This window comes from Cryomorphaceae bacterium 1068 (genome assembly GCA_027214385.1).
Lineage (GTDB): Bacteria > Bacteroidota > Bacteroidia > Flavobacteriales_D > Cryomorphaceae > JAKVAV01.
The window spans coordinates 1-21,861 of sequence record JAPVXR010000023.1 but is presented as its reverse complement, the minus strand read 5'-3'; the positions used below and the strand labels follow the sequence as shown (position 1 = coordinate 21,861).

General features: G+C 46.1%; 10 protein-coding genes. 5 read left to right on the top strand and 5 right to left on the bottom strand.

From position 1 onward, the window contains the following. Nucleotides 1-49: 49 nt before the first annotated feature. Together rpoN and O3Q51_17965 are read left to right on the top strand one after the other, a co-directional pair. A complete protein-coding gene (gene rpoN, locus O3Q51_17970; protein MCZ4410709.1) occupies nt 50-1,498 on the top strand; it encodes an RNA polymerase factor sigma-54 in 1,449 nt (482 codons plus the stop codon). Nucleotide 1,499: 1 nt separating this feature from the next. Next, nucleotides 1,500-2,117, top strand: a complete 618-nt coding sequence (locus tag O3Q51_17965; GenBank protein ID MCZ4410708.1) for a hypothetical protein — start codon at nt 1,500-1,502, stop codon at nt 2,115-2,117. Here the strand turns inward: O3Q51_17965 and O3Q51_17960 are convergent. Beyond that, nucleotides 2,110-2,772, bottom strand: a complete 663-nt coding sequence (locus tag O3Q51_17960) for a porin family protein (protein ID MCZ4410707.1) — start codon at nt 2,770-2,772, stop codon at nt 2,110-2,112. The two genes, O3Q51_17965 and O3Q51_17960, sit on opposite strands and share 8 nt — an antisense overlap. A gap of 23 nt (nt 2,773-2,795) precedes the next feature. After that, complete coding sequence (galE, locus tag O3Q51_17955; GenBank protein MCZ4410706.1) at nt 2,796-3,809, bottom strand: UDP-glucose 4-epimerase GalE; 1,014 nt, start codon at nt 3,807-3,809, stop codon at nt 2,796-2,798. 93 nt (nt 3,810-3,902) lie between these two features. On the opposite strand from galE, the gene O3Q51_17950 reads away from it, so the two are divergent. Further along, nucleotides 3,903-5,378 carry a DUF4301 family protein gene (locus O3Q51_17950; protein ID MCZ4410705.1) on the top strand — a complete coding sequence of 492 codons (1,476 nt, stop codon included), beginning with the start codon at nt 3,903-3,905 and terminating at the stop codon, nt 5,376-5,378. 263 nt (nt 5,379-5,641) lie between these two features. On the opposite strand, the gene O3Q51_17945 is transcribed toward O3Q51_17950, so the two are convergent. Genes O3Q51_17945 through rfbD form a run of 3 tightly spaced genes read right to left on the bottom strand, consistent with a single transcriptional unit; the run spans nt 5,642 to nt 9,224 of the window. Further along, the gene (locus O3Q51_17945) at nt 5,642-7,366 is read right to left on the bottom strand and encodes a phospho-sugar mutase (GenBank protein MCZ4410704.1); all 1,725 of its coding nucleotides are present in this window, start codon (nt 7,364-7,366) and stop codon (nt 5,642-5,644) included. Nucleotides 7,367-7,368: 2 nt separating this feature from the next. Continuing rightward, nucleotides 7,369-8,376: a dTDP-glucose 4,6-dehydratase gene (gene rfbB, locus O3Q51_17940; GenBank protein MCZ4410703.1), complete on the bottom strand. Its 1,008-nt coding sequence runs from the start codon at nt 8,374-8,376 to the stop codon at nt 7,369-7,371. Then, nucleotides 8,373-9,224 (bottom strand): dTDP-4-dehydrorhamnose reductase, encoded by an 852-nt coding sequence (rfbD, locus tag O3Q51_17935; protein ID MCZ4410702.1) that lies wholly within the window; start codon nt 9,222-9,224, stop codon nt 8,373-8,375. The genes rfbB and rfbD overlap by 4 nt, the downstream gene beginning before the upstream one ends. Before the next feature lie 80 nt (nt 9,225-9,304). Between rfbD and O3Q51_17930 the strand changes: the two genes are divergently transcribed. Together O3Q51_17930 and O3Q51_17925 are read left to right on the top strand one after the other, a co-directional pair. Then, nucleotides 9,305-10,168, top strand: a complete 864-nt coding sequence (locus O3Q51_17930; GenBank protein ID MCZ4410701.1) for a ChaN family lipoprotein — start codon at nt 9,305-9,307, stop codon at nt 10,166-10,168. 183 nt (nt 10,169-10,351) lie between these two features. Then, the coding region (locus tag O3Q51_17925) for a hypothetical protein (GenBank protein MCZ4410700.1) at nt 10,352-21,861 on the top strand (11,510 nt) is incomplete at its 3' end.

Here is a 21,861-nt window from a genome sequence, read left to right as displayed (position 1 = left end):
CTTGATTGTATTCTTTTTAACTTACTCAAGGAATTGACCGAAGAAACTTATGCTTAAGCAAAGCTTACAACAGAAACTGCTACAAAAGCTATCTCCTCAGCAAATACAGCTGATGAAGTTGCTTCAGGTACCGACCATTGAGCTGGAGCAGCGAATCAAAGAAGAGATGGAAACCAATCCGGCCCTCGAAGAAGGTGCTGATGAGGAGGATGAGGATATCAAAGAAGATACGGAGTGGGAAGAGGAGACGAAGGATGAATCCGATGATTTCGATTTTAGTGACTACATGCAGGATGATGACATTCCTGCCTACAAAACCAGCATTAGCAATAAGGGTGCAGATGACGATGAGAAGTCAACTCCATACGCTTCAGGAAAGTCTTTCAGAGAAAATATTGAAAACCAGCTTTCGCTAAGAAATATAACTGATCAAGAGGAATTACTAGCCAAGACCTTAATCGGGAATTTGGATGATGACGGTTACCTGCGCCGAGACCTCGAAAACATTGTCGATGATTTAGCATTCTCTCAAAACATCATGACCACCGCGGATGAGCTTGAGAGTATCCTAATGATGATTCAAGAGCTTGACCCTGCAGGAGTAGGAGCAAGGTCATTGCAAGAGTGTCTTTTGATACAGTTGAAAAGACAAGACCAAACGTATCCCTCAGTTCGTATTGCTAGAGAAGTCATAGAAAAACACTTTGATGCCTTTACCAAAAAGCACTACGACCGAATTCTTAAAAAGCTGGAGATTTCAAACGACGACTTGAAAATTGCCGTTTCGGAAATCGTTAAGCTCAATCCAAAACCAGGCAATAGCTCCCGAGATAGTGGAAAGTCCACTCAACAGATAGTACCCGATTTTGCCATAGTGGTAGAAGAGGAAGAGCTGAGACTTTCATTGAATGGGCGAAATGCTCCTGAATTGAAAGTCAGCAACTCATATCGGGAGATGATGAAAGGCTATGCCGCTTCTAAGCAAAAAGACAAAAAGCAAAAAGAAGCGCTGCTTTTTGTGAAGCAAAAAATTGATTCAGCGAAGTGGTTTATCGATGCCATTAAGCAAAGACAGCAAACGCTTTTGCATACGATGGATGCCATCATGAATTACCAAAGAGAGTATTTCTTGACCGGTGATGAGACGAAGCTGAAGCCAATGATTTTGAAAGATATCGCTGAAATAGTCCACATGGATATCTCCACGATTTCGCGGGTGGCCAACAGTAAGTATGTTCAAACCCCTTATGGTACCTTTTTACTCAAGTCCTTTTTCAGTGAGTCACTTTCTACAGACAGTGGCGAGGAGGTGTCAACCAGAGAGGTGAAGAAAATTTTGCTCGACAGCATTGGAGCTGAAGACAAAAAGAAACCTCTCACCGACGAGAAATTGGCCATTCTGTTAAGGGAAAAAGGATACAACATTGCCAGACGCACAGTCGCAAAATACCGTGAGCAACTCAACATTCCCGTAGCTCGATTGAGAAAGCAGCTTTAGAATGCGAAAGATTGCGGTAATTACTTCAGCCATTATGCATCCCTTGATGATGCCTTTGCTGTCCGTGTTTATTGCATTCAAATTCGATTGGTACTTATCAGGAATACTTGTTAGCGATCAGGAAAACATCATTTTTCTAATAATAGCCATGAGCACCATAGCCTTCCCGGGCTTGAATATTCTTTTGTTGAAGTGGTACGGAGTAGTAAGTTCTCTTAGTATGCCCATTCGCAAAGAACGCTTAGCTCCCTTTGTGTCGACTCTCTTCTTTTTTTGCTTGGGGTACTACCTGCTTCGCAAAGGAAGCCTGCCAACACCTCTCTACTCCATATACTTGGGCTGTAGCGTAGTATTATTCATTCTGATTCTCATCAATCTAAAATGGAAAATCTCAGTACATGCTGCAGGTGCAGCTGGTGTAGTCGGAAGTACCATTGGCTTGTTTCAGATCCATGATTTCAGCAATTTTTGGTTGATTTCGATTCTCATTGTGCTCACTGGCCTAACCCTATCATCACGGCTTATCCTCAGGGCCCACACACCTGCACAAGTATACGCGGGAGCGGTCGTAGGTTTTGCCACCACCTTCGCGGCCGTCACATTAGAATGGGTTATTTAAAAGGAATAATCGCGATACCCGCAGAAATAGGAATTACTTGCGTGCCTTTCCCTTCCTCAATCAGAGGTGTAAGGGAGTAGAATCCGGTCAACGCAACTTTGCCAATTCCTATTCTAGCATTTACACCGTATCTGAAAGTGGTAACGTGTTCGAAATCGTAGATCTTTCGTTTCCCGCGAGTGTCGATAATTTTCTGCTTATCGGATAGTAAGTACCCAACCCGAAACCCCACGGCAAAACGAAATGCGTTTCTCCCTTTTGCTATAAATCGCAATTCCAAAGGAAGTTCCAGATAAGTGGTCGTATGCTTGTTTGTTTCGTACTCGTAATCCTCGCCAAAAGGAGTCAGGATTTGATCTCCCGTCGTCCCATCCTCAAATTCCTCTTGCACCAATTCAGCATTGCTGTGCACATTGTCAGCACTGATGCCCAAACCCCAGGCAAAACTGACATTGGACTTTCGTCCAAAGGTGTAATCCGTGTAGAAGTATCCTTTAAAGCCAATGGAAACCGGACGGAGCTCCACCCCATCAGGCAAGTCGAGCCACATATCATTCGTAAGTTCTATAATGAGCTTATCGTCATAGCGATCTTTGACCGGCACAATTAAAGTGCTGTCGGTTTGCGCTTTCGCTGAAAGGCAAAAAAGTACCACTGACAAGGTGATAATAAGGCGGACTATTTTAATGTTTCTTGCCAATTCCATGCGTGTACGAGTGCATCTGCTAAGGTGTATTGGGGTTTCCATTTGAGAATTTCGCTTGCTTTTTCCGTATTGGCAAAGATTGCCTCAACGTCTCCGGCTCTTCTGGGACCATACTTCACCTTGAAGTCAATTCCGTTTTCGTTCTTAAAGGTATCGATGATTTCCTTTACGCTGTTGCCGTTTCCTGTTCCGATATTAAACACGTCATGTTGAGGAGATTCAGCTTTTCCGATGTATTTCAAAGCGCGCACGTGGGCTTCCGCCAAATCCGAAACGTGAATGTAATCTCTTACGCAAGTGCCGTCGATGGTATGGTAATCGTTTCCGAAAACGGTTAACTCATCTCTCAAACCAGCAGCTGTTTGGCAAATAAAGGGAATAAGGTTATTAGGTTTTCCCAAGGGTAGTTCACCTATTTGGGAAGAGGGATGAGCCCCAATAGGATTGAAATACCGTAGGGAAACAAACTTCGTCCCAAGACCTGTTTTAGACAAATCCTCGATCATTCGTTCACCAATCTGCTTGGTGTAGCCATAAGTGCTGAAAGCCTCGCCTATTGCCGTTTCTTCGGTTACCTCGATGGATTTAGGAGAACCATATACCGTGCAAGAAGAAGAGAATACAAAACTTTGGATATCGAGTTTTTCAGCAACTTGAAGGATCGACGTCATCGAACCCACATTATTGTCGTAATATTTAATTGGATTTTCGACTGACTCTCCCACTGCTTTAAAGGCAGCTAAATGGATGATTCCCGAGATTCCACCTTCTGTTTCAATCAGATCTAGAATTGCCTCAGAATCTCGGCAATCGATTTCATGAATCTTTTCTTCAACTCCCGTAATGCTTGAGATACCTTCCGAAACTGAGCGTTCAGAATTGGACAAATTGTCCAAAATAATAGGAATGTACCCGGCCTCTCGAAGCGCCACGGCAATGTGCGATCCAATAAACCCAGCACCTCCGGTGAGAAGAATTTTGTTCATCGAGGCACGAAGATAGGATTTCGCGCGGGGAGTTCCTTCCCCATTGAGGCAAGACTATATAGATTCGCTAACTTTGAGCATCAAGCAACAAAGATGAGCGAACAACTATTGGAAAGTGACTTGGATTCTCTGCGAGAAAGAGGATTAAACGAGAAAAGTCTTGAGGCATACCGCACTACTATTTTAAACGGTTTCCCTTTCATGAAGCTTCATGGAAACGCTGAACCTGGTAGTGGAATCAAGTTGATTTCTGCAGAAGAGAAGGAGACGTTTCGAGCGGTTTATAAAAATCGGGATGGAATTGAAGTAGTGAAATTCGTTCCCGCAAGTGGCGCAGCTAGTCGAATGTTCAAGGAGCTTTACGCTTTCGCCGAAAGCGGAAAAATTTCTGAGAACGTAGCGAAGTTCTTGCTTGAATTGGGCGATTATCCTTTCTATGATCAGCTTTTGGCAGAAGCCGAGATGACCACAGAAGACCTCGCCACCCAGGAGGGAAAGCGCAAAGCGGTTGACTTCCTACTTTCTGAAGAAGGGATGAACTACGGCAGCTACCCGAAGGGAATGATCAAGTTTCACAAATACGATGACGGCCATAAGCGAACCGCATTCGAGGAGCATTTTCACGAGGGAGCGATGTACGCTCAGAAAGGTGGTAAGGTGAGAATTCACTTCACCATTCCAGAAGAGACTGCGGAAGATGTGAAGGAGCATCTGCAAAGTTTGGAAGGGTGCATCGGCAAAATGCACAAGGTCGAATATTTGATCGACACCAGTTTGCAAAAGCCTTCGACTGATACTCCCGCGCTTTACGCCGACGATCATGAATGGGCGAGGGTAGAAGATGGCTCTTTGCTTTTTCGCCCTGCCGGACACGGCGCTCTTTTGGAGAATTTGAATGATCTGGTTGGAGACTTGGTCTTTGTGAAGAACATCGACAATGTGGTGCCCGATAGATTAAAAGATATCACCGTTGAAAACAAAGAGCTCCTGGGGGGTGTGCTTTTGGAAGTTCAGGAAAACCTCTTCCGATTTTGCCAAGACTACGAGAAAGGCAATTTCTCTAGGGAGAAAGTTCTGCGCTTTTTGAATCAGTGGTTTGTCGGAGATTATGAAAGTCAGTCAAACGAAGAATTGTACAAACTTCTCAATCGTCCATTGCGCGTATGCGGTATGGTAAAGAATGAAGGGGAGCCAGGTGGTGGCCCTTTTCTTGTAGATGAGAATGGTGACTTGCCTTCGCTTCAAATTGTAGAAACAGCTCAGATCGATCCTGATAATAGCGATCAACAAGCTATTCTTTCGAAAGCCAGCCACTTCAATCCCGTAGATCTGGTTCTTTCATTGAAGAACCACAAAGGGGAATACTTCAATTTGATGGACTACCGAAACGACAATACAGGAATGGTAGTGGACAAGACTTTTCAAGGTCGAGACATCAAGGCATTGGAGCTTCCCGGTTTATGGAATGGCGCTATGCACGACTGGAACACCATCTTTGTCGAGGTGCCAATCGAGACCTTTAATCCCGTAAAAACGGTTTTTGATTTGCGAAGGACGAATCACTGTTAAGAAATCCGGCTTTAGAATAAATGCAGCAGGCTTTCACGAATAGACCATTTAAATAAAAGAGTGTGTCTTTAACCGCTGAGGCCACAAAGGACGCGCGGAGCCCGCAGAGGAATTAGGTATTTCCTTTCTGTCCACTCAGTAATTAAATGACCAAAGAGGCTTGTTAGAAACGGTAGGTGTCCAATTGAAAATGAGACTCTTTGCGCCATCTGCGCTACCTCCGCGGTCTTTGCGTTAAAAATAGAACTCTCAAAAAAAGGTGATTAGGCGTTTACAAACGCCTCCTTTAGCTCTTCAATTCTTGCATCCATTCTGCTTTTCGCCTCTTCAAAATCAGACTTCCCTTCAATCTCAGTATTCAGGCTGAAGTAAAATTTGATCTTTGGCTCAGTTCCCGATGGCCGGGCCGTTACCTTACTGCCATCCTCAAGGTAGAATTGGATCACATTCGAAGCAGGTATTCCCGTGCTCGTTGTTTCTCCTGACACCAAGTTTTTGATTTCACCAGTCTTGTAATCGCGCATTTCGATCACTTTTGACCCGGCAATTTCGCTTGGAGTGTCAGTTCTAAATCGCTCCATCATGGCTGCAATCTGCTCGGCACCATCTTTTCCTTTTTTCACTAGTGCCACCAATGCCTCTCGGAAAAATCCGTATTCGGCATACATCGCGATAAGCTCTTCATAAAATGAACTTCCCTTCTCTTTGGCCCAAGCCGCTACTTCGCAAAGCATCGCTCCCGTTACGACGGCATCCTTGTCGCGCACGGCATCACCGATCATAAAACCGTAACTCTCTTCACCTCCGCAAATGAATTTTTCCGAGCCTTCTTTCTCTCTGATTTTTCCAGCAATCCATTTAAATCCGGTCAAAGTAACATAGCAAGGGACATTGAATTTGGCGGCGATCCGATTCATTAACTCTGTAGTAACAATGGTGCTACAAATGAATCCATTACTTGGAAAACGCCCTTTGGCTTTAAGCCCCGAAAGAATGTAATGAGTGAGAATACAAGCCGTTTCATTTCCGTTAAGAAGAACCAGTTCTCCATTCAGATCTTTTACCGCTATTCCAACGCGATCAGCATCGGGATCCGTTCCCATTAAGATTTCAGCATCTACTTTTTTTCCCAATTGCAGAGAAAGGTCGAGTGCGGCTTTTTCTTCAGGATTCGGCGAATGAACCGTAGGGAAGTTTCCATCCGGTTTCTCCTGTTCCTTTACCAAATGGATATTGCGAAAACCCATATCGGTGAGTAAAGCTGGAACTTGGGTGATTCCCGTTCCGTGAAGGTTGGTATAAACTATAGGCATCTCTGCCTGTCCGGCAATGCTTTCTGAATAGATGGATTCTTTGAGTAGTGTTTCTCTATATAGGTTGTCCAAATCTGTCCCGATGATTTCGATCATCTCATCTCTGGCTCCGAATTTCACGTCTTTCGGACTACTGATTTTTCTAACTTCTTCAATGATCGCCTTATCGTGAGGAGGTACAATTTGACCCCCATCATCCCAATACACCTTGTATCCGTTGTACTCTTTAGGGTTGTGAGAAGCTGTAACCACAATACCTGCAGAACAACCATAGTGTCGCACGGTATAGGATAATTGCGGCGTGGGTCTCAACTCAGGATAGAGGTATACCTTGATGCCATTCGCAGCCAAGACCTCAGCAGCCTTTCTGGCAAAAACGTCGCTATTGTTTCGCGAATCATGCGCTATGGCAACGCTTTTCTCACCGCTCGCCGCTGAATTTATATAATTTGCAAGACCTTGAGTAGCCATGGAAACCGTGTACACATTCATTCTGTTTGTGCCCGATCCCATTACACCTCTCAATCCACCGGTTCCAAACTCCAAATCTTTGTAGAAGGCATCTTCCAGCTCTTTTGGGTTTGAGTCGATTAAGGTTTGAACTTCGTTGCGTGTGTCTTCGTCGTACTCAGGGCCTAGCCAAGATTTGGCTTTATCTAAAATCTTTGAATCCATGGTTATAGGTATTTTTCGAGATAGTGCTTAATGGTTTTTTCAATTCCTGATTCGAAATTTTCTTGGGCTTTCCATCCGAGTTCTCCCTCAATTTTTGAGGCATCGATAGCGTAGCGCAAATCGTGACCAGGCCTGTCTGTCACAAAGGTTATTTGCTCTGTGTAGGACTTCTTGCTAGGCTCAATTCGATCTAGAATTTCACAAATAGTTTGAGCGATGTATAAGTTGTTTCGTTCGTTGCGTCCGCCGATGTTATAGGTTTCGCCCGATCTCCCTTTTTCAAAGGTAAGTGCTATCCCCGTGCAGTGGTCTGCTACATAGAGCCAGTCACGCACGTTCTGCCCATCGCCGTAAATCGGAATCGGATTTCCCTTCACAGCGTTTCTGATAATGGTCGGAATCAGTTTTTCGTCGTGCTGATTCGGGCCGTAGTTGTTCGAGCAGTTCGTCGTCACCACATTCATCCCATATGTATGGAAGTAGCTTCTTACTATAAAATCGCTGCTGGCCTTGCTTGCACTATACGGACTGTTTGGGGCGTAGGGTGTCTCCTCGGTAAAGAGGCCTTCCTTTCCCAGACTTCCGTAAACTTCGTCGGTACTGACGTGAAGAAATCGTGCTGATTCTTTACCTGGCTTTACCTTACCAGGGGCTTCCATCCAGTGATTTCTAGCTACGTCGAGCAAAGTGAATGTTCCGTTTACATTGGTCTTGATAAATGCTTCTGGCCCGCTGATGCTATTGTCTACATGGCTCTCGGCGGCAAAGTGAAAGACTCCTGAAAAATCGTGTTCATTGAAAAGTTGTTCTACCAAACCTCTATCACAAATATCTCCCTTTACCAGTTGGTAACGCTCATTCTCAGAAAAAGAAGCCATATTTTCTTCTCGTCCGGCATAGGTCATTAAATCGAGGTTGATTACTTCTATTGAAGAATCTGAAGCGAGTAAGTGCTCGATGAAATTAGAGCCGATAAAGCCCGCACCACCTGTAACTAAGTACTTTTTCATGAATCGAGTTTCTCTAAGAAATCGGCTAAAGCGTCCTGCCAATGTCTGATTTCCAAGCCAAAAGTATCTTTTATTTTTTTCTTGTTCAGCACGCTGTAATGCGGCCTTTTTGCTGCTGTCGGAAACTGGTCTGAAGTTACAGGTTCAAGAGCTACATCACTATGATTTTTCTTCAGTGTTTCTCGTGCAAAGTCATACCAAGAGCAAACACCCTCATTGCTGAAATGGTAGGTGCCGTAGGCTTTCTGTAGATCGTTTTTGCAAATGTGGTTTAACGCTACAGCCAAATCATCAGCAAAAGTGGGATTTCCGACTTGATCGAATACGACTTTTAGTTCTTTTCGGCTTTCAGCCAATCGAAGCATCGTCTTTGGGAAGTTATGCCCCGAAAGGCCATACAGCCAAGATGTTCGAATAATAATGTGTTCGTTCAGTTCTTTGCGAATGGCTTCTTCGCCTTCCCATTTCGATTCACCATAGGCATTGATAGGGTCGGTGGGGTCATCTTCTTGCAATGGCCGATTCCAGTTCAATCCGAATACATAGTCAGTAGAAATGTGGATCATTACCGCGCCTTTTTCCGCGCAGATTTTGGCCAGAATTCCAGGGGCTTCGCCATTTATTTTAGTCGCTAATACTCGTTCTTCCTCCGCTTTATCCACGGCAGTGTAAGCAGCAGTATTGATAAGGACATCGAAATTGCGGCTGCGAATCGCCTCCGTTAATTGATCCGAATCGGATAGGTCAGCCTCGTCACGACCGAGGAACTCGTATTCCCAAGAGCCCTTGTTTGCAGCGATTGCTCGAGCGAGTTGCCCTGTTTTTCCTATGACCAAAATCTTTTGCATACGCCAAATTTAAAAAGTTGAAGCACGGCGTACCTCATCCCACTTTATTAAATTGTAAACTCGCAATATACCTCATGATCATGCAAAAGCACATACTACTTGTTCTCACTGTATTCTTTTCAATTCAGTTGTCAGCTCAAGAAGAGCTAAAAGCCTATCAATTCTATCAGGATTCAACTCCTATATCATTTGAAAAAGCCGTTGAAACCATGGCCAAGTCAGATGTAGTCCTCTTCGGTGAGTTCCACGACCACGCCATGGTGCACTGGCTTCAGTTAAAAGCTGCCCAGCGACTAAATGAAAGTGGAAATCTAATTATGGGAGCTGAGTTTTTCGAGACGGATGATCAGTTGCTACTAGATGAGCTCATCACTGGTACTACGCCGATGAAAAAGTTCAAGGCAGAAGCCAAGCTGTGGCCCAACTTCGAGACAGATTATCAACCACTTCTTCAGCTAGCTGTCGATTCTCAAATCACTTTTATTGCCACAAACATTCCACGTCGTTATGCTTCTTTCGTTGCCCGAAATGGGATTGATACACTCGAAACATTTCCTGAGAATGCACTTAAATTGATGCCACCATTGCCCGTGCCTTTTTCAATGGAAGCCCCGGGCTACCAAGATGTATATGACATGATGGGAGGTGGGCATGGTATGAAGCCTGAGAATTTCGTCTTCGCGCAAGCACTGAAGGATTACACTATGGCCTATAACATTGGTGAAAACACAGAAAAGAAATCTCTCTTTCTCCACTTCAATGGCGATTTCCACTCGGCTGCTTATGGCGGTATATACTGGTACCTCAAAGAACTCTATCCAAAACTAAAAGTGAGTTCCTTAAAAGTGATTCAAGTAGACAATTTGAACACCATAGACCCTGAGGAATTGGTAGGAGGAGACATAATTTTAGTTGTTCCTGAAGATTTTACAAGAACGCACTAAACTTTGTAAAACAATAGATTACAGAGGTCTTAAAATTAAATTTCGATTTATTCTTGAAAAAGCAGCATTGACGCTGTAACCGTAAACATTCATTCCCGTATAGAATGGCAATCTGCTATGCGCCAACGGGCGTTCCCCCAAGCAGAGAACTTAAACTAGAGATTAAACTAATTCTCAAACGGAATGTATTTTGCCCCCTTAAACTACACCCGACGAGTACTTCGTCTATTTTTCATTTTTGTCGTCCTCATTGGATTTGTGCACCAAAGTGCCTTCTCTCAAACGAGTACTGAATTTTGGTTTGCACCTCCCGAAGTCTCTCAGGGACACGCTGGAAGCACACCTATTCTCATTCGGCTAGCCTCGGGCGCCGATCCTGCTACCGTAACGATAGACCTGCCCGCCAATCCAGGCGCTTTGAATGGAGGTGCTCCCATTACGGTCAACCTTTTGGCAAATGAATCCCAGACGATAAACCTCAACGCCTTCGTAAATATTTTGGAGACCCGTCCGACGCACACCGTGCTCAATACGGGGATTCACATTTCGTCAACGGCGGACATCACTGCCATTTACGAAGTGAGTCCAACCAACAACCCGGATATCTGGGCATTGAAGGGGACCAACGGTTTGGGGACGGAATTTGTAATTCCGATGCAGAATTACTGGCCGAACGGAAATTACAATCCTGATCCATACACTTCGTTCGACATTGTCGCCACCGAAGACGCCACAACAATTCTTATCTACCCCACATCTGATTTGGATGATGGGAGTCCTGCTTTTCAGAGTTTCACCATTACGCTGAACGAAGGACAGACATATTCGTGTTCGGTTACTGACCTGATGGCAGTGAACAACCCTACCGGGTCTGTCGTACTTTCAGACAAGCCTGTTGCTGTTTCTATCAAAGATGACTCGATCAGTCCACTAGGGCAGGGTTGTCGTGATTTGGTGGGAGATCAAATTGTGCCTGTTGATATCGTAGGGGATGAATACATCGTGAATAAAGGACAACTAAACGCCGGCTCAGGGGAATATGCTTATGCCGTTGCCACCGGAAATAATACTGTGTTGTCCATAGACGGTGTGACCGAGACGACTCTTTTCAACGGAGAAACTTACCGAATCCCAATTACGAATCCTCTCACATACATTACAGCCACAAAACCTTTTTACTTAATCCACATATCCGGTTTTGGTTGTGAATCAGGTATGGCACTTTTGCCTCCTTTGAATTGTGCCGGTTCTGAACAAGTAAGTTTCGTTCGTTCTACGGGCGAAAATTTCTTTATTAACCTACTCGTCAGATCAGGAAGTGAAGATGCTTTCGAATTGAACGGTGATCCGGCAATTATTGACCCTGCTGATTTTGATCCCGTTCCAGGTACAGCCGGCGAATGGGTTGGAGCACAAATCCAATTTTCGACAGGTGAAATCCCCGTCGGTCAAGCCAACCTAATTACCAACTCAGAAGATGTTTTCTCCCTCGGTTTGGTAAACGGTGGATCGAGTTCAGGTTGTCGTTTTGGATATTTTTCAGAGTTTGCCTCTGAAATTTTGGTTGACGCAGGTCCTGATCAAACAGTCTGTGCCAATAGAGAAACTCAACTCTCTGGTTCTGTTTCCGGAGGAGCAATAAATGGAGAATGGACTTCAAATGGAACCGGAACATTCTCTGACTCGTCAGATTTTAACGCAATCTATGAACCGAGTTTAGCCGACCTCAGTGCTGGTACGGTAACCCTTACTTTGACTTCAGTTAGTAACTGTTTCCCTGTTGAAGATGAAATAGTCATTACCTATACCCCTGCCCCTGTTGTGGTAGCAGGTGCTGATATTGAAGCCTGTGAAAACAACACTACCGTTCAGCTCGGCGGATTTGTCGATGTAGCTACAGGAGGTATTTGGAGCGGTGGTGATGGATCTTTCGCTCCGACCAATGGGCAACTTGATGCGGAATACACGCCATCAGCTGCTGAGGTAACTGCGGGAAGCGTAGTGCTGACGTTAACAACTACGGGTAATGGAACCTGTTTTGCAGAAGAGGATAGTTTGGAAATTACTTTCGGACCTGCGCCAACTGCAGATGCAGGACTCGATCAAACGCTTTGTGGGAACAACGCTGAGGCCCAACTTCTTGGTGCTGTTACGATTGCAGGAGGTGGAGAATGGACAGGAGGAACGGGAACGTACGCTCCCTCTGATCAGTCATTAAGCCCTATTTACACGCCAAGTCCAACAGAAATCTTAAATGGATCTGTTACGCTTACCCTCAACACCACCGACAACGGAGGGTGTTTGTCAGTTACAGACGATGTTACGTTGACATTCACTCCGGCTCCAACAGCTGATGCAGGTAGCGACCAATCCCTTTGTAGAAACAATGCGGATATTTCTTTGAATGGTGCAGTTACAGTTGCCACCGGTGGAACATGGACTGGTGGAACGGGAACTTACAGCCCTGACGAGAACACATTAAACGCAACCTACACTCCAAGCTTACCCGAATTGCTAGCCGGTTCGGTAACCTTAACGCTTACCACGACGGGCAATGGAGATTGTAACGAAGTTTCTGATAACGTAACCTTCACTTTCACCGACGCTCCAATAGTAAACGCAGGAGCTGATGCTGATGTATGCTCAAACAATGCCGATATTACTTTGAATGGTTCTCTCGTGGGAGCCAATTTTGGTATCTGGTCAGGAGGATTGGGAAGCTTCTCTCCAAATATTACCGCCTTAAATGCGGTATACACTCCAACAGCTGCAGAAATCTCATCCGGGTCAATAACCCTCACACTTACTTCTCTTGATAACGGTACGTGTAACCCTGAGACGGATGACGTTACTTTCACATTTACTCCATCTCCAACTGCCAATGCAGGTGTAGATCAATCGGTTTGTGAAAACAATGCTGACATCACTCTTGCCGGTTCGGTAACGATTGCCTCAGGAGGTCAATGGTCAGGTGGCGGCGGAACTTTTACTCCCGATGCAAACACATTAAATGCTATTTACACTCCTACCGCAGGAGAGCTTTTTGCCGGTTCGGTTACGCTTACGCTAACGACGACTGGAAATGGTAATTGCTCACCTGTAACGGATAACGTAACAATTGATTTCACTGATGGTCCAACTGCCGATGCAGGCGTAGATCAATCTCTTTGTGCAAACAATGCAGATATCACTCTTGATGGATCTGTTACGATTGCAACAGGTGGTTCATGGACAGGTGGTCTGGGAATCTACACTCCTAATGCAAACGATTTAAACGCAACTTACCAACCTACAGCTTCTGAAATTGCCTCAGGTTCATTAACTCTTACCTTAACTACGACAGGTAATGGAGATTGCAACCCTGTAAGTGATGACGTTGTCTTCACCTTTACTCCTGCTCCCGTTGTGGATGCCGGTGCTTCCATTACTGCTTGTTCAAACAATGCTCAGGTTACCCTCGCGGGTTCTGTGACTGTTTCAGGAGGCGGAACATGGTCAGGCGGAGCGGGTACTTTTACCCCTGATGCAGATGACTTAAATGCACTTTACACACCTACCGCTGCAGAGATTGCTTCGGGTAGCTTGAACCTTACACTCACCTCTACTTCTAATGGAAACTGTAGCGCAGAACAGGATATCGTTGCCATCAATTTCACTCCATCTCCAACGGCCAATGCCGGTGCAGATCAAACGGTTTGTGGAAATGATGCTGACGTTAACCTAAACGGAAGTGTTACAGTTGCTACCGGCGGAGTTTGGACAGGAGGTAGCGGAACTTTTACTCCTAACAATACAGGGCTAGGTGCTGTCTACACTCCGTCTCCGGCTGAGATTGCTGCGGGTACGGTTACTCTTACACTGACTACTACCGGAAATGGTGGCTGTATCGCAGTAAGTGATCAAATGGAAATCACCATTACTCCGGCTCCCACTGTAGAAGCAGGTGCTGGATTTGAAGTGTGTTCCAATAATGCAGACATCGCTCTTAATGGTTCTGTGACCGTAGCAACGGGTGCGACATGGAGCGGAGGTTCAGGAACCTTTACACCTGATGCTTCAACATTGAATGCGGTTTACTCTCCTAGTCAAAGCGAGATCAACAGCGGTTCAATCACTTTAACATTGACTTCGACAGGAAATGGCGATTGTATTGCCGTTTCGGATAACGTGACCTTCACATTTGGTCCTTCACCAACGGCAGATGCAGGAGCTGATCAAGTATTGTGTTCAAACAATGCCGACATATCTTTAGCCGGTGCAGTTACCGTTGCAGGCGGAGGCCAGTGGAGCGGAGGTTTAGGAACCTTTACACCAAGTGCCAATGCATTGAATGCAGTTTACAGTCCTACGGCAGCAGAATTGGCTTCCGGTTCTTTGACACTTACATTGACTACAACCGGAAACGGCGGATGTCTTGCCGAAACGGATGATGTGACCATTACGTTCACTCCTTCTCCAACTGCAAATGCAGGAGCAGATCAAACGGTTTGTGCCAATGATCCCGTAGTATCCTTAACGGGATCGGTTACCATCGCAACCGGTGGTACTTGGAGCGGTGGATTTGGTAGCTTTTCGCCAAATTCAGGTACACTTTTCGCTACTTACACTCCATCGGCCGGAGAGATCGCGGCAGGTTCAGTAACACTCACTTTGACCACTACAGGAAATGGTGATTGTAATCCTGCAACCGATCAAATAACCATCACAATTACTCCCGCTCCAACTGCCGATGCAGGTCCGGATGAAACGTTCTGTGCCAATAATTCTGACATCACATTGGGTGGTGCAGTGACTGTTGCCACAGGTGGAACATGGAGCGGAGGAAACGGAACGTTCACCCCTGACGGAAATACGTTGAATGCTGTCTACACGCCAACCCAGTCAGAATTGAATAACGGTTCGGTTACACTGACACTAACGACTACCGGAAACGGCGACTGTATTGCGGTGAGCGATGCGGTTACTTACACTTTTACACCGGCACCTACTGCAGATGCAGGTTCGGACATCGAAGTATGTTCAAACAATGCTGACGTAACATTGGCCGGATCGGTAACAATCGCTGGTGGTGGTGCTTGGAGCGGAGGAGCAGGAAGTTATTCGCCAAATGCCAATGCGCTTAACGCGACCTACACACCGACTGCAGCTGAAATCGCAGCGGGAACACTGATACTCACATTGACAACAACCGGAAACGGAGATTGTATCCCTGTTACCGATGAGGTAGAAATTACTTTCTCACCAGCTCCAACTGTCAATGCAGGCGTTGACTTAACTTCTTGTGCAAATAACGCAGCAGTTAACTTAACAGGATCTGTAACAGTAGCGACCGGTGGAACTTGGAGTGGCGGATTTGGAACATTTGACCCAAGCCCGAACTCATTGTTTACCGAATACACTCCTTCTCTTGGAGAAATTGCAGCTGGTACGGTTACCCTTACGTTGACCTCAACCGGAAACGGTGATTGTAACGTAGTGACCGACCAGATCACAATTGATATCACACCGGCTCCAACAGCAAATGCCGGAGCGGACGATACCTTCTGTGCCAACAGCTCAGACATTACCCTAAATGGTAGTGTAACCGTTGCTACAGGTGGAACGTGGTCAGGTGGATCGGGAACATTTACTCCTGATCAAAACACATTGAACGCAGTTTACACACCGAGTCAAACTGAGATCAACAATGGTTTGGTTACTCTCACATTGACCACAACAGGAAATGGAAACTGTATTGCGGTAACAGACAACGTTACTTATACTTTGACCCCAGCTCCGACTGCTGATGCAGGTGCAGACATCGAAGTATGCTCCAATAATGCAGATGTAAGCTTAAGCGGATCAGTAACGATCGCGACAGGAGGAACCTGGAGTGGCGGAGCAGGAAGCTTTTCGCCAAATGCAAACACTCTTAGCGCAACTTATACACCGACAGCCGCAGAAATCGCAGCAGGAACGTTGACGCTAACACTAACTACAACAGGAAATGGAGATTGTAATGCCGTAACTGATGATGTTGAAATTACTTTCGGTCCTTCTCCAACTGCTAATGCAGGAGCGGACGAAACGGTTTGTGCCAACGATCCTGCAGTAAATCTCAATGGACAAGTTACCGTTGCAACAGGCGGAGCTTGGAGTGGTGGAACAGGAGTATTTACTCCAAACAATACTACACTCGGCGCAACCTACACGCCATCGGCGGTCGAGATTGCCAATGGAACAGTAACCCTCACCTTGACCACTACAGGAAACGGTGACTGTAATGCTGAGATTGATCAGATCACTATTACCATTACACCTGCACCAACGGCAAATGCCGGAGCAGACGATACTTTCTGTGCCAACAACTCTGACATTGCATTGAACGGTTCGGTGACCATAGCTACGGGTGGAACCTGGAGTGGAGGTAACGGAACATTTACTCCTGACGGAAGTACGTTGAATGCGGTTTACACTCCGACTCAATCGGAATTGAACAATGGTTCAGTTACTTTGACATTAACAACTACCGGAAACGGCGACTGTATTGCGGTGAGCGATGCGGTGACTTATACTTTCACACCGGCACCTACTGCAGATGCAGGTTCGGACATCGAAGTATGTTCAAACAATGCAGATGTAACATTGGCCGGTTCTGTGACCATTGCCGGTGGTGGAACGTGGAGCGGTGGAGCAGGAAGCTTTTCGCCAAATGCCAACACGCTGAACGCTACGTACACTCCGACTGCAGCAGAAATCACAGCCGGTACCCTTACCCTTACATTAACGACTACAGCAAATGGTGACTGTATCGCAGTTACCGACGATGTTGAAATTACTTTCGGCCCATCACCAACTGCCAATGCAGGTGCTGATGAAACAGTTTGTGCAAACGATCCTGAAGTAAACCTAAATGGCCAAGTAACTGTGGCGTCAGGAGGAACTTGGAGTGGTGGAACCGGAGTATTCACTCCGAACAACACGACTTTAGGTGCTACTTACACTCCATCTGCTACTGAGATTGCAAATGGAAGTGCGACACTCACATTGACAACCACCGGAAATGGTGATTGTAATGCAGAGACTGATCAAATCACGATCATCATTACACCTGCACCAACGGCTAATGCCGGTGCAGATGATACTTTTTGTGCCAACAATTCGGCAATCACTTTAGGTGGTTCGGTTACAGTGGCCACGGGTGGAACATGGAGTGGTGGGTCAGGAACATTTACTCCTGACCAAAACACATTGAACGCAGTTTATACACCAAGTCAGACTGAGATCAACAACGGTTCAATTACTTTAACATTGACGACTACCGGAAACGGAGATTGTATTGCCGTGACTGATCAGGTGACTTATACATTGACTCCTTCTCCAACAGCAGACGCTGGTGCGGATATCGAAGTATGTTCGAACAATGCAGATGTAACATTGGCAGGTTCGGTAACGATCGCCGGTGGTGGAACCTGGAGTGGAGGAGCAGGAAGCTTTTCGCCAAATGCCAATACGCTTAGCGCAACTTACACACCGACCGCTGCAGAAATTGCTGCGGGTACGCTTACCCTTACATTAACGACTACAGCTAACGGCGACTGTAATGCAGTTACCGACGATGTTGAAATCACTTTTGGCCCATCACCAACTGCGAATGCGGGTTCGGATGAAACAGTTTGTGCAAACGATCCTGAGGTAAACCTCAACGGTCAAGTGACTATCGCTTCCGGAGGAATCTGGAGTGGTGGAACGGGAGTATTTACTCCAAACAACACAACTTTAGGAGCGACCTATACTCCATCGGCTACTGAAATTGCGAATGGAAGTGCGACACTCACATTGACCACTACTGGAAATGGTGACTGTAACGCTGAGACTGATCAAGTAACGATCACGATCACGCCGGCACCCGTTGTCGACGCAGGTGTTGGAACAGAATTTTGTGCCAACAATCCGGACATCACGTTGAATGGATCTGTAACGGTTGCTTCAGGTGGGACATGGTCAGGTGGATCAGGAACTTTCACTCCGAACGCCAATGACTTGAGCGCGGTTTATACGCCTGCTCAAAGTGAAATCAATAACGGTTCAGTTACCTTGACGTTGACTTCAACCGGAAACGGAGATTGTATTGCCGTTTCGGATGTGGTGACTTACACTTTCGGTCTTGCACCGACAGTTGATGCAGGAATCGACCAAACACTTTGTGCCAACAATGCTGATATCGCCTTGAGCGGTTCAGTTACTGTTGCAGGTGGTGGAGCATGGTCTGGAGGAGCGGGAACGTTTACTCCAAATGCAAATTCAATAAACGCAACTTATACACCTACGGCAGCAGAAATTGCTTCAGGTACATTGACACTTACCCTTACCACAACGGGTAATGGCAACTGTAATGCTGTGAGTGATGACGTTGTGATCACATTCACACCAGCTCCAACAACTAGTGCCGGTGCAGATCAAACAGTTTGTGGAAACGATCCGGAAGTAAACCTAAGCGGAGCTGTTTCTATTGCCACAGGTGGACAGTGGAGTGGTGGTTTTGGAACATTTAATCCGAACAATACTTCTCTCTTTACGACATACACACCTAGCCTTGGTGAAATCGCTGCGGGTACGGTAACACTTACCTTGACGACTACAGGAAATGGAAACTGTACTCCTGTAACTGACGAAATTGAAATTACCATCACACCGGCTCCTACTGCCGATGCCGGAGCAGATGCTACATTCTGTGCTAACAATGCAGACATTCCATTAACCGGAACTGTTACGGTTGCTACCGGAGGTGCATGGACAGGCGGAAACGGAACGTTCACTCCTGATGCGAACACACTAAACGCAACATATACACCGAGTGTTGGAGAGTTAACTTCAGGTTCGGTAACTCTGACATTAACCACAACTGGAAACGGTGACTGTGTTTCTGAGTCAGATCAAGTAACGTTTACATTCACTCCTGCTCCGACAATTGACGCAGGTGCGGATCAAGTCCTTTGCTCGAACAATTCTGAGGCTTCACTTTCTGCGACTATTACCGTTGCTGGTGGAGTAGCATGGTCTGGAGGTGCAGGAACTTTTGCGCCAAGCGCAAATGCTCTGAACCCAACTTATACACCAACTGCAGCTGAAATTGCAGCCGGTTCTCTAACGCTTACTGCTACCACTACCGGAAACGGAACGTGTTCACCTGAAGCGGATGACATTACTTTAACATTCACACCATCTCCAACAGCAGCTGCCGGAGTTGATCAATCAGTTTGTGCAAACAACCCTGATGTTAACTTATCGGGATCTGTTACCATCGCTACCGGTGGAACATGGAGCGGTGGATTTGGAACATTTACTCCAAATGCGAACTCTTTATTTGCAACGTATACTCCTTCTCTAGGAGAGATTGCCGCAGGGACGGTAACATTGACCTTGACCACAACAGGAAATGGAAACTGTACACCTGTTACTGACCAAATCACCATTGACATTACTCCCGCTCCTACCGCTGATGCTGGTGTTGGAGGTACGCTTTGTGCCAACAATGCAGATATCTCACTCAATGGAAGTGTGACGATTGCAACAGGTGGAACTTGGAGTGGTGGTTCAGGAACCTTTACTCCTGATGCCAATGACTTGAATGCAGTTTACACGCCGAGTGCAGGAGAAATTTCTTCCGGATCATTAACGCTCACATTAACGACTACAGGAAATGGAAACTGTTCTTCAGTTTCTGACAATGTAACATACAACTTTGGCCCTGCGCCAATAGTTGACGCTGGTGTTGATCAAGCGCTTTGCTCGAACAATGCAGAGGTTTCTCTTACAGGAAGTGTAGCTAACGCCGGAGGTTCTGTGTGGAGTGGAGGTGCAGGAACGTTTACTCCAAATGCGCTTTCACCAAATGCAACCTACGAGCCAACTGCAGCCGAAATCGCAGCAGGTACGCTTACCCTTACTTTAACGAGTACCGGAAACGGAAACTGCTTGCCTGAGTCAGATGATGTGGTAATCACATTCACACCATCTCCAACTGCAAATGCAGGTATCGATCAATCGGTTTGTGCCAATGATCCTGACGTAAATCTTAACGGACTTGTGTCTGTCGCTACCGGAGGAATCTGGAGTGGTGGAGGAGGATCTTTCTCTCCAAACAACACAACGCTTGGAGCGACATACACACCTTCACCAGTTGAGATCGCGAATGGGTCTGTAACATTGACTTTGACTACAACGGGTAATGGCGATTGTAACGCAGTAAGCGATCAAATCACCATTTCAATCACTCCCGCTCCAACTGCTGATGCAGGTGTTGGATTCGAGGTTTGTGCAAACAATCCTGAAATCACTTTGGACGGTACAGTAACTCTTGCCACAGGTGGAACTTGGTCTGGCGGAAACGGAACTTTCACTCCGGACGCCAATGACTTGAATGCGGTTTATAACCCAAGTCTTTCTGAGATCAACAACGGTTCTGTGACCTTAACATTGACGACAACAGGAAATGGAGATTGTCTAGCAGTAACGGATCAAGTTACGTATACATTCGGCCCATCACCTGAGGTCGATGCTGGTATTGATCAAACGCTTTGTGCCAATAATTCTCAAGTACCACTTGACGGCTCAGTAGCCAATGCGGGTGGTGCAGTATGGTCTGGCGGAAATGGAACGTTTACCCCGAATGCCAATACACCAACAGCTTCTTATCAGCCAACAGCTGCGGAACTGACCAACGGCTCGGTAACGCTTACCTTAACTTCTACCGGAAACGGAAACTGTCTCGCTGAAAGCGATGATGTAGTAATCACATTTACTCCGGCTCCTACGGCCAATGCAGGTGCAGACGTAATCGTTTGTGCAAACAATGCAGTGGTGAATTTAAACGGACAAGTAACCGTAGCAACGGGAGGAATTTGGACTGGTGGAAACGGTGTTTTCAATCCAAATAACACAACTCTTGGAGCAGTGTACACACCATCTCCAGCAGAACTCGCTGCGGGTAGCGTGACCTTAACTTTGACTACGACAGGAAACGGAACATGTAATCCGGTAACGGATGTTGTAGTCATCACCATCACTCCTGCGCCAGTAGTGGATGCAGGAGCAGGAGAGGAATTGTGTTCAAACAATGCCGATATTTCTTTGGGTGGTTCTGTAACAGGAGCTACGGGTGGAACATGGTCAGGCGGATCAGGAACATTTACTCCTGATGCCAATGACTTGAATGCAGTATACACGCCAAGTGCGGGTGAGATTGCAAACGGAACTTTAACACTGACGTTGACGTCAACAGGAAACGGAACGTGTCTGGCGGTAACGGATAATGTGACTTACACATTCAGCCCGTCACCAACTGCTGATGCAGGAGCCGATCAAGTAGCATGTTCGAATAACTCGGATATCACCTTGAATGGATCTGTAACAGTAGCGACAGGTGGAAGCTGGAGTGGAGGAACGGGAACGTTCGCACCAAATGCCAATACACTTAACGCGGTCTACACACCAAGTGCAGCAGAAATTACTGCAGGTACGGTAACACTGACGTTGACAACAACAGGAAACGATGACTGTCTTCCTGTAAGTGATAATGTAGTCATCAACTTTACTCCATCTCCAACGGCAAGTGCAGGATCAGACCAGACTGTTTGTGCAAACAATGCAGAAGTAAGTCTAAACGGGTCTGTAACGATAGCTACCGGTGGAACCTGGAGTGGAGGAGCAGG

Bases quoted from the DNA above. Each gene is read 5' to 3' on its own strand.
- rpoN (MCZ4410709.1), top strand. From the start codon at position 50: ATGCTTAAGCAAAGCTTACAACAGAAACTGCTACAAAAGCTATCTCCT.
- O3Q51_17965 (MCZ4410708.1), top strand. From the start codon at position 1,500: ATGCGAAAGATTGCGGTAATTACTTCAGCCATTATGCATCCCTTGATG.
- galE (MCZ4410706.1), bottom strand. From the start codon at position 3,809: ATGAACAAAATTCTTCTCACCGGAGGTGCTGGGTTTATTGGATCGCAC.
- O3Q51_17950 (MCZ4410705.1), top strand. From the start codon at position 3,903: ATGAGCGAACAACTATTGGAAAGTGACTTGGATTCTCTGCGAGAAAGA.
- O3Q51_17945 (MCZ4410704.1), bottom strand. From the start codon at position 7,366: ATGGATTCAAAGATTTTAGATAAAGCCAAATCTTGGCTAGGCCCTGAG.
- rfbB (MCZ4410703.1), bottom strand. From the start codon at position 8,376: ATGAAAAAGTACTTAGTTACAGGTGGTGCGGGCTTTATCGGCTCTAAT.
- rfbD (MCZ4410702.1), bottom strand. From the start codon at position 9,224: ATGCAAAAGATTTTGGTCATAGGAAAAACAGGGCAACTCGCTCGAGCA.
- O3Q51_17930 (MCZ4410701.1), top strand. From the start codon at position 9,305: ATGCAAAAGCACATACTACTTGTTCTCACTGTATTCTTTTCAATTCAG.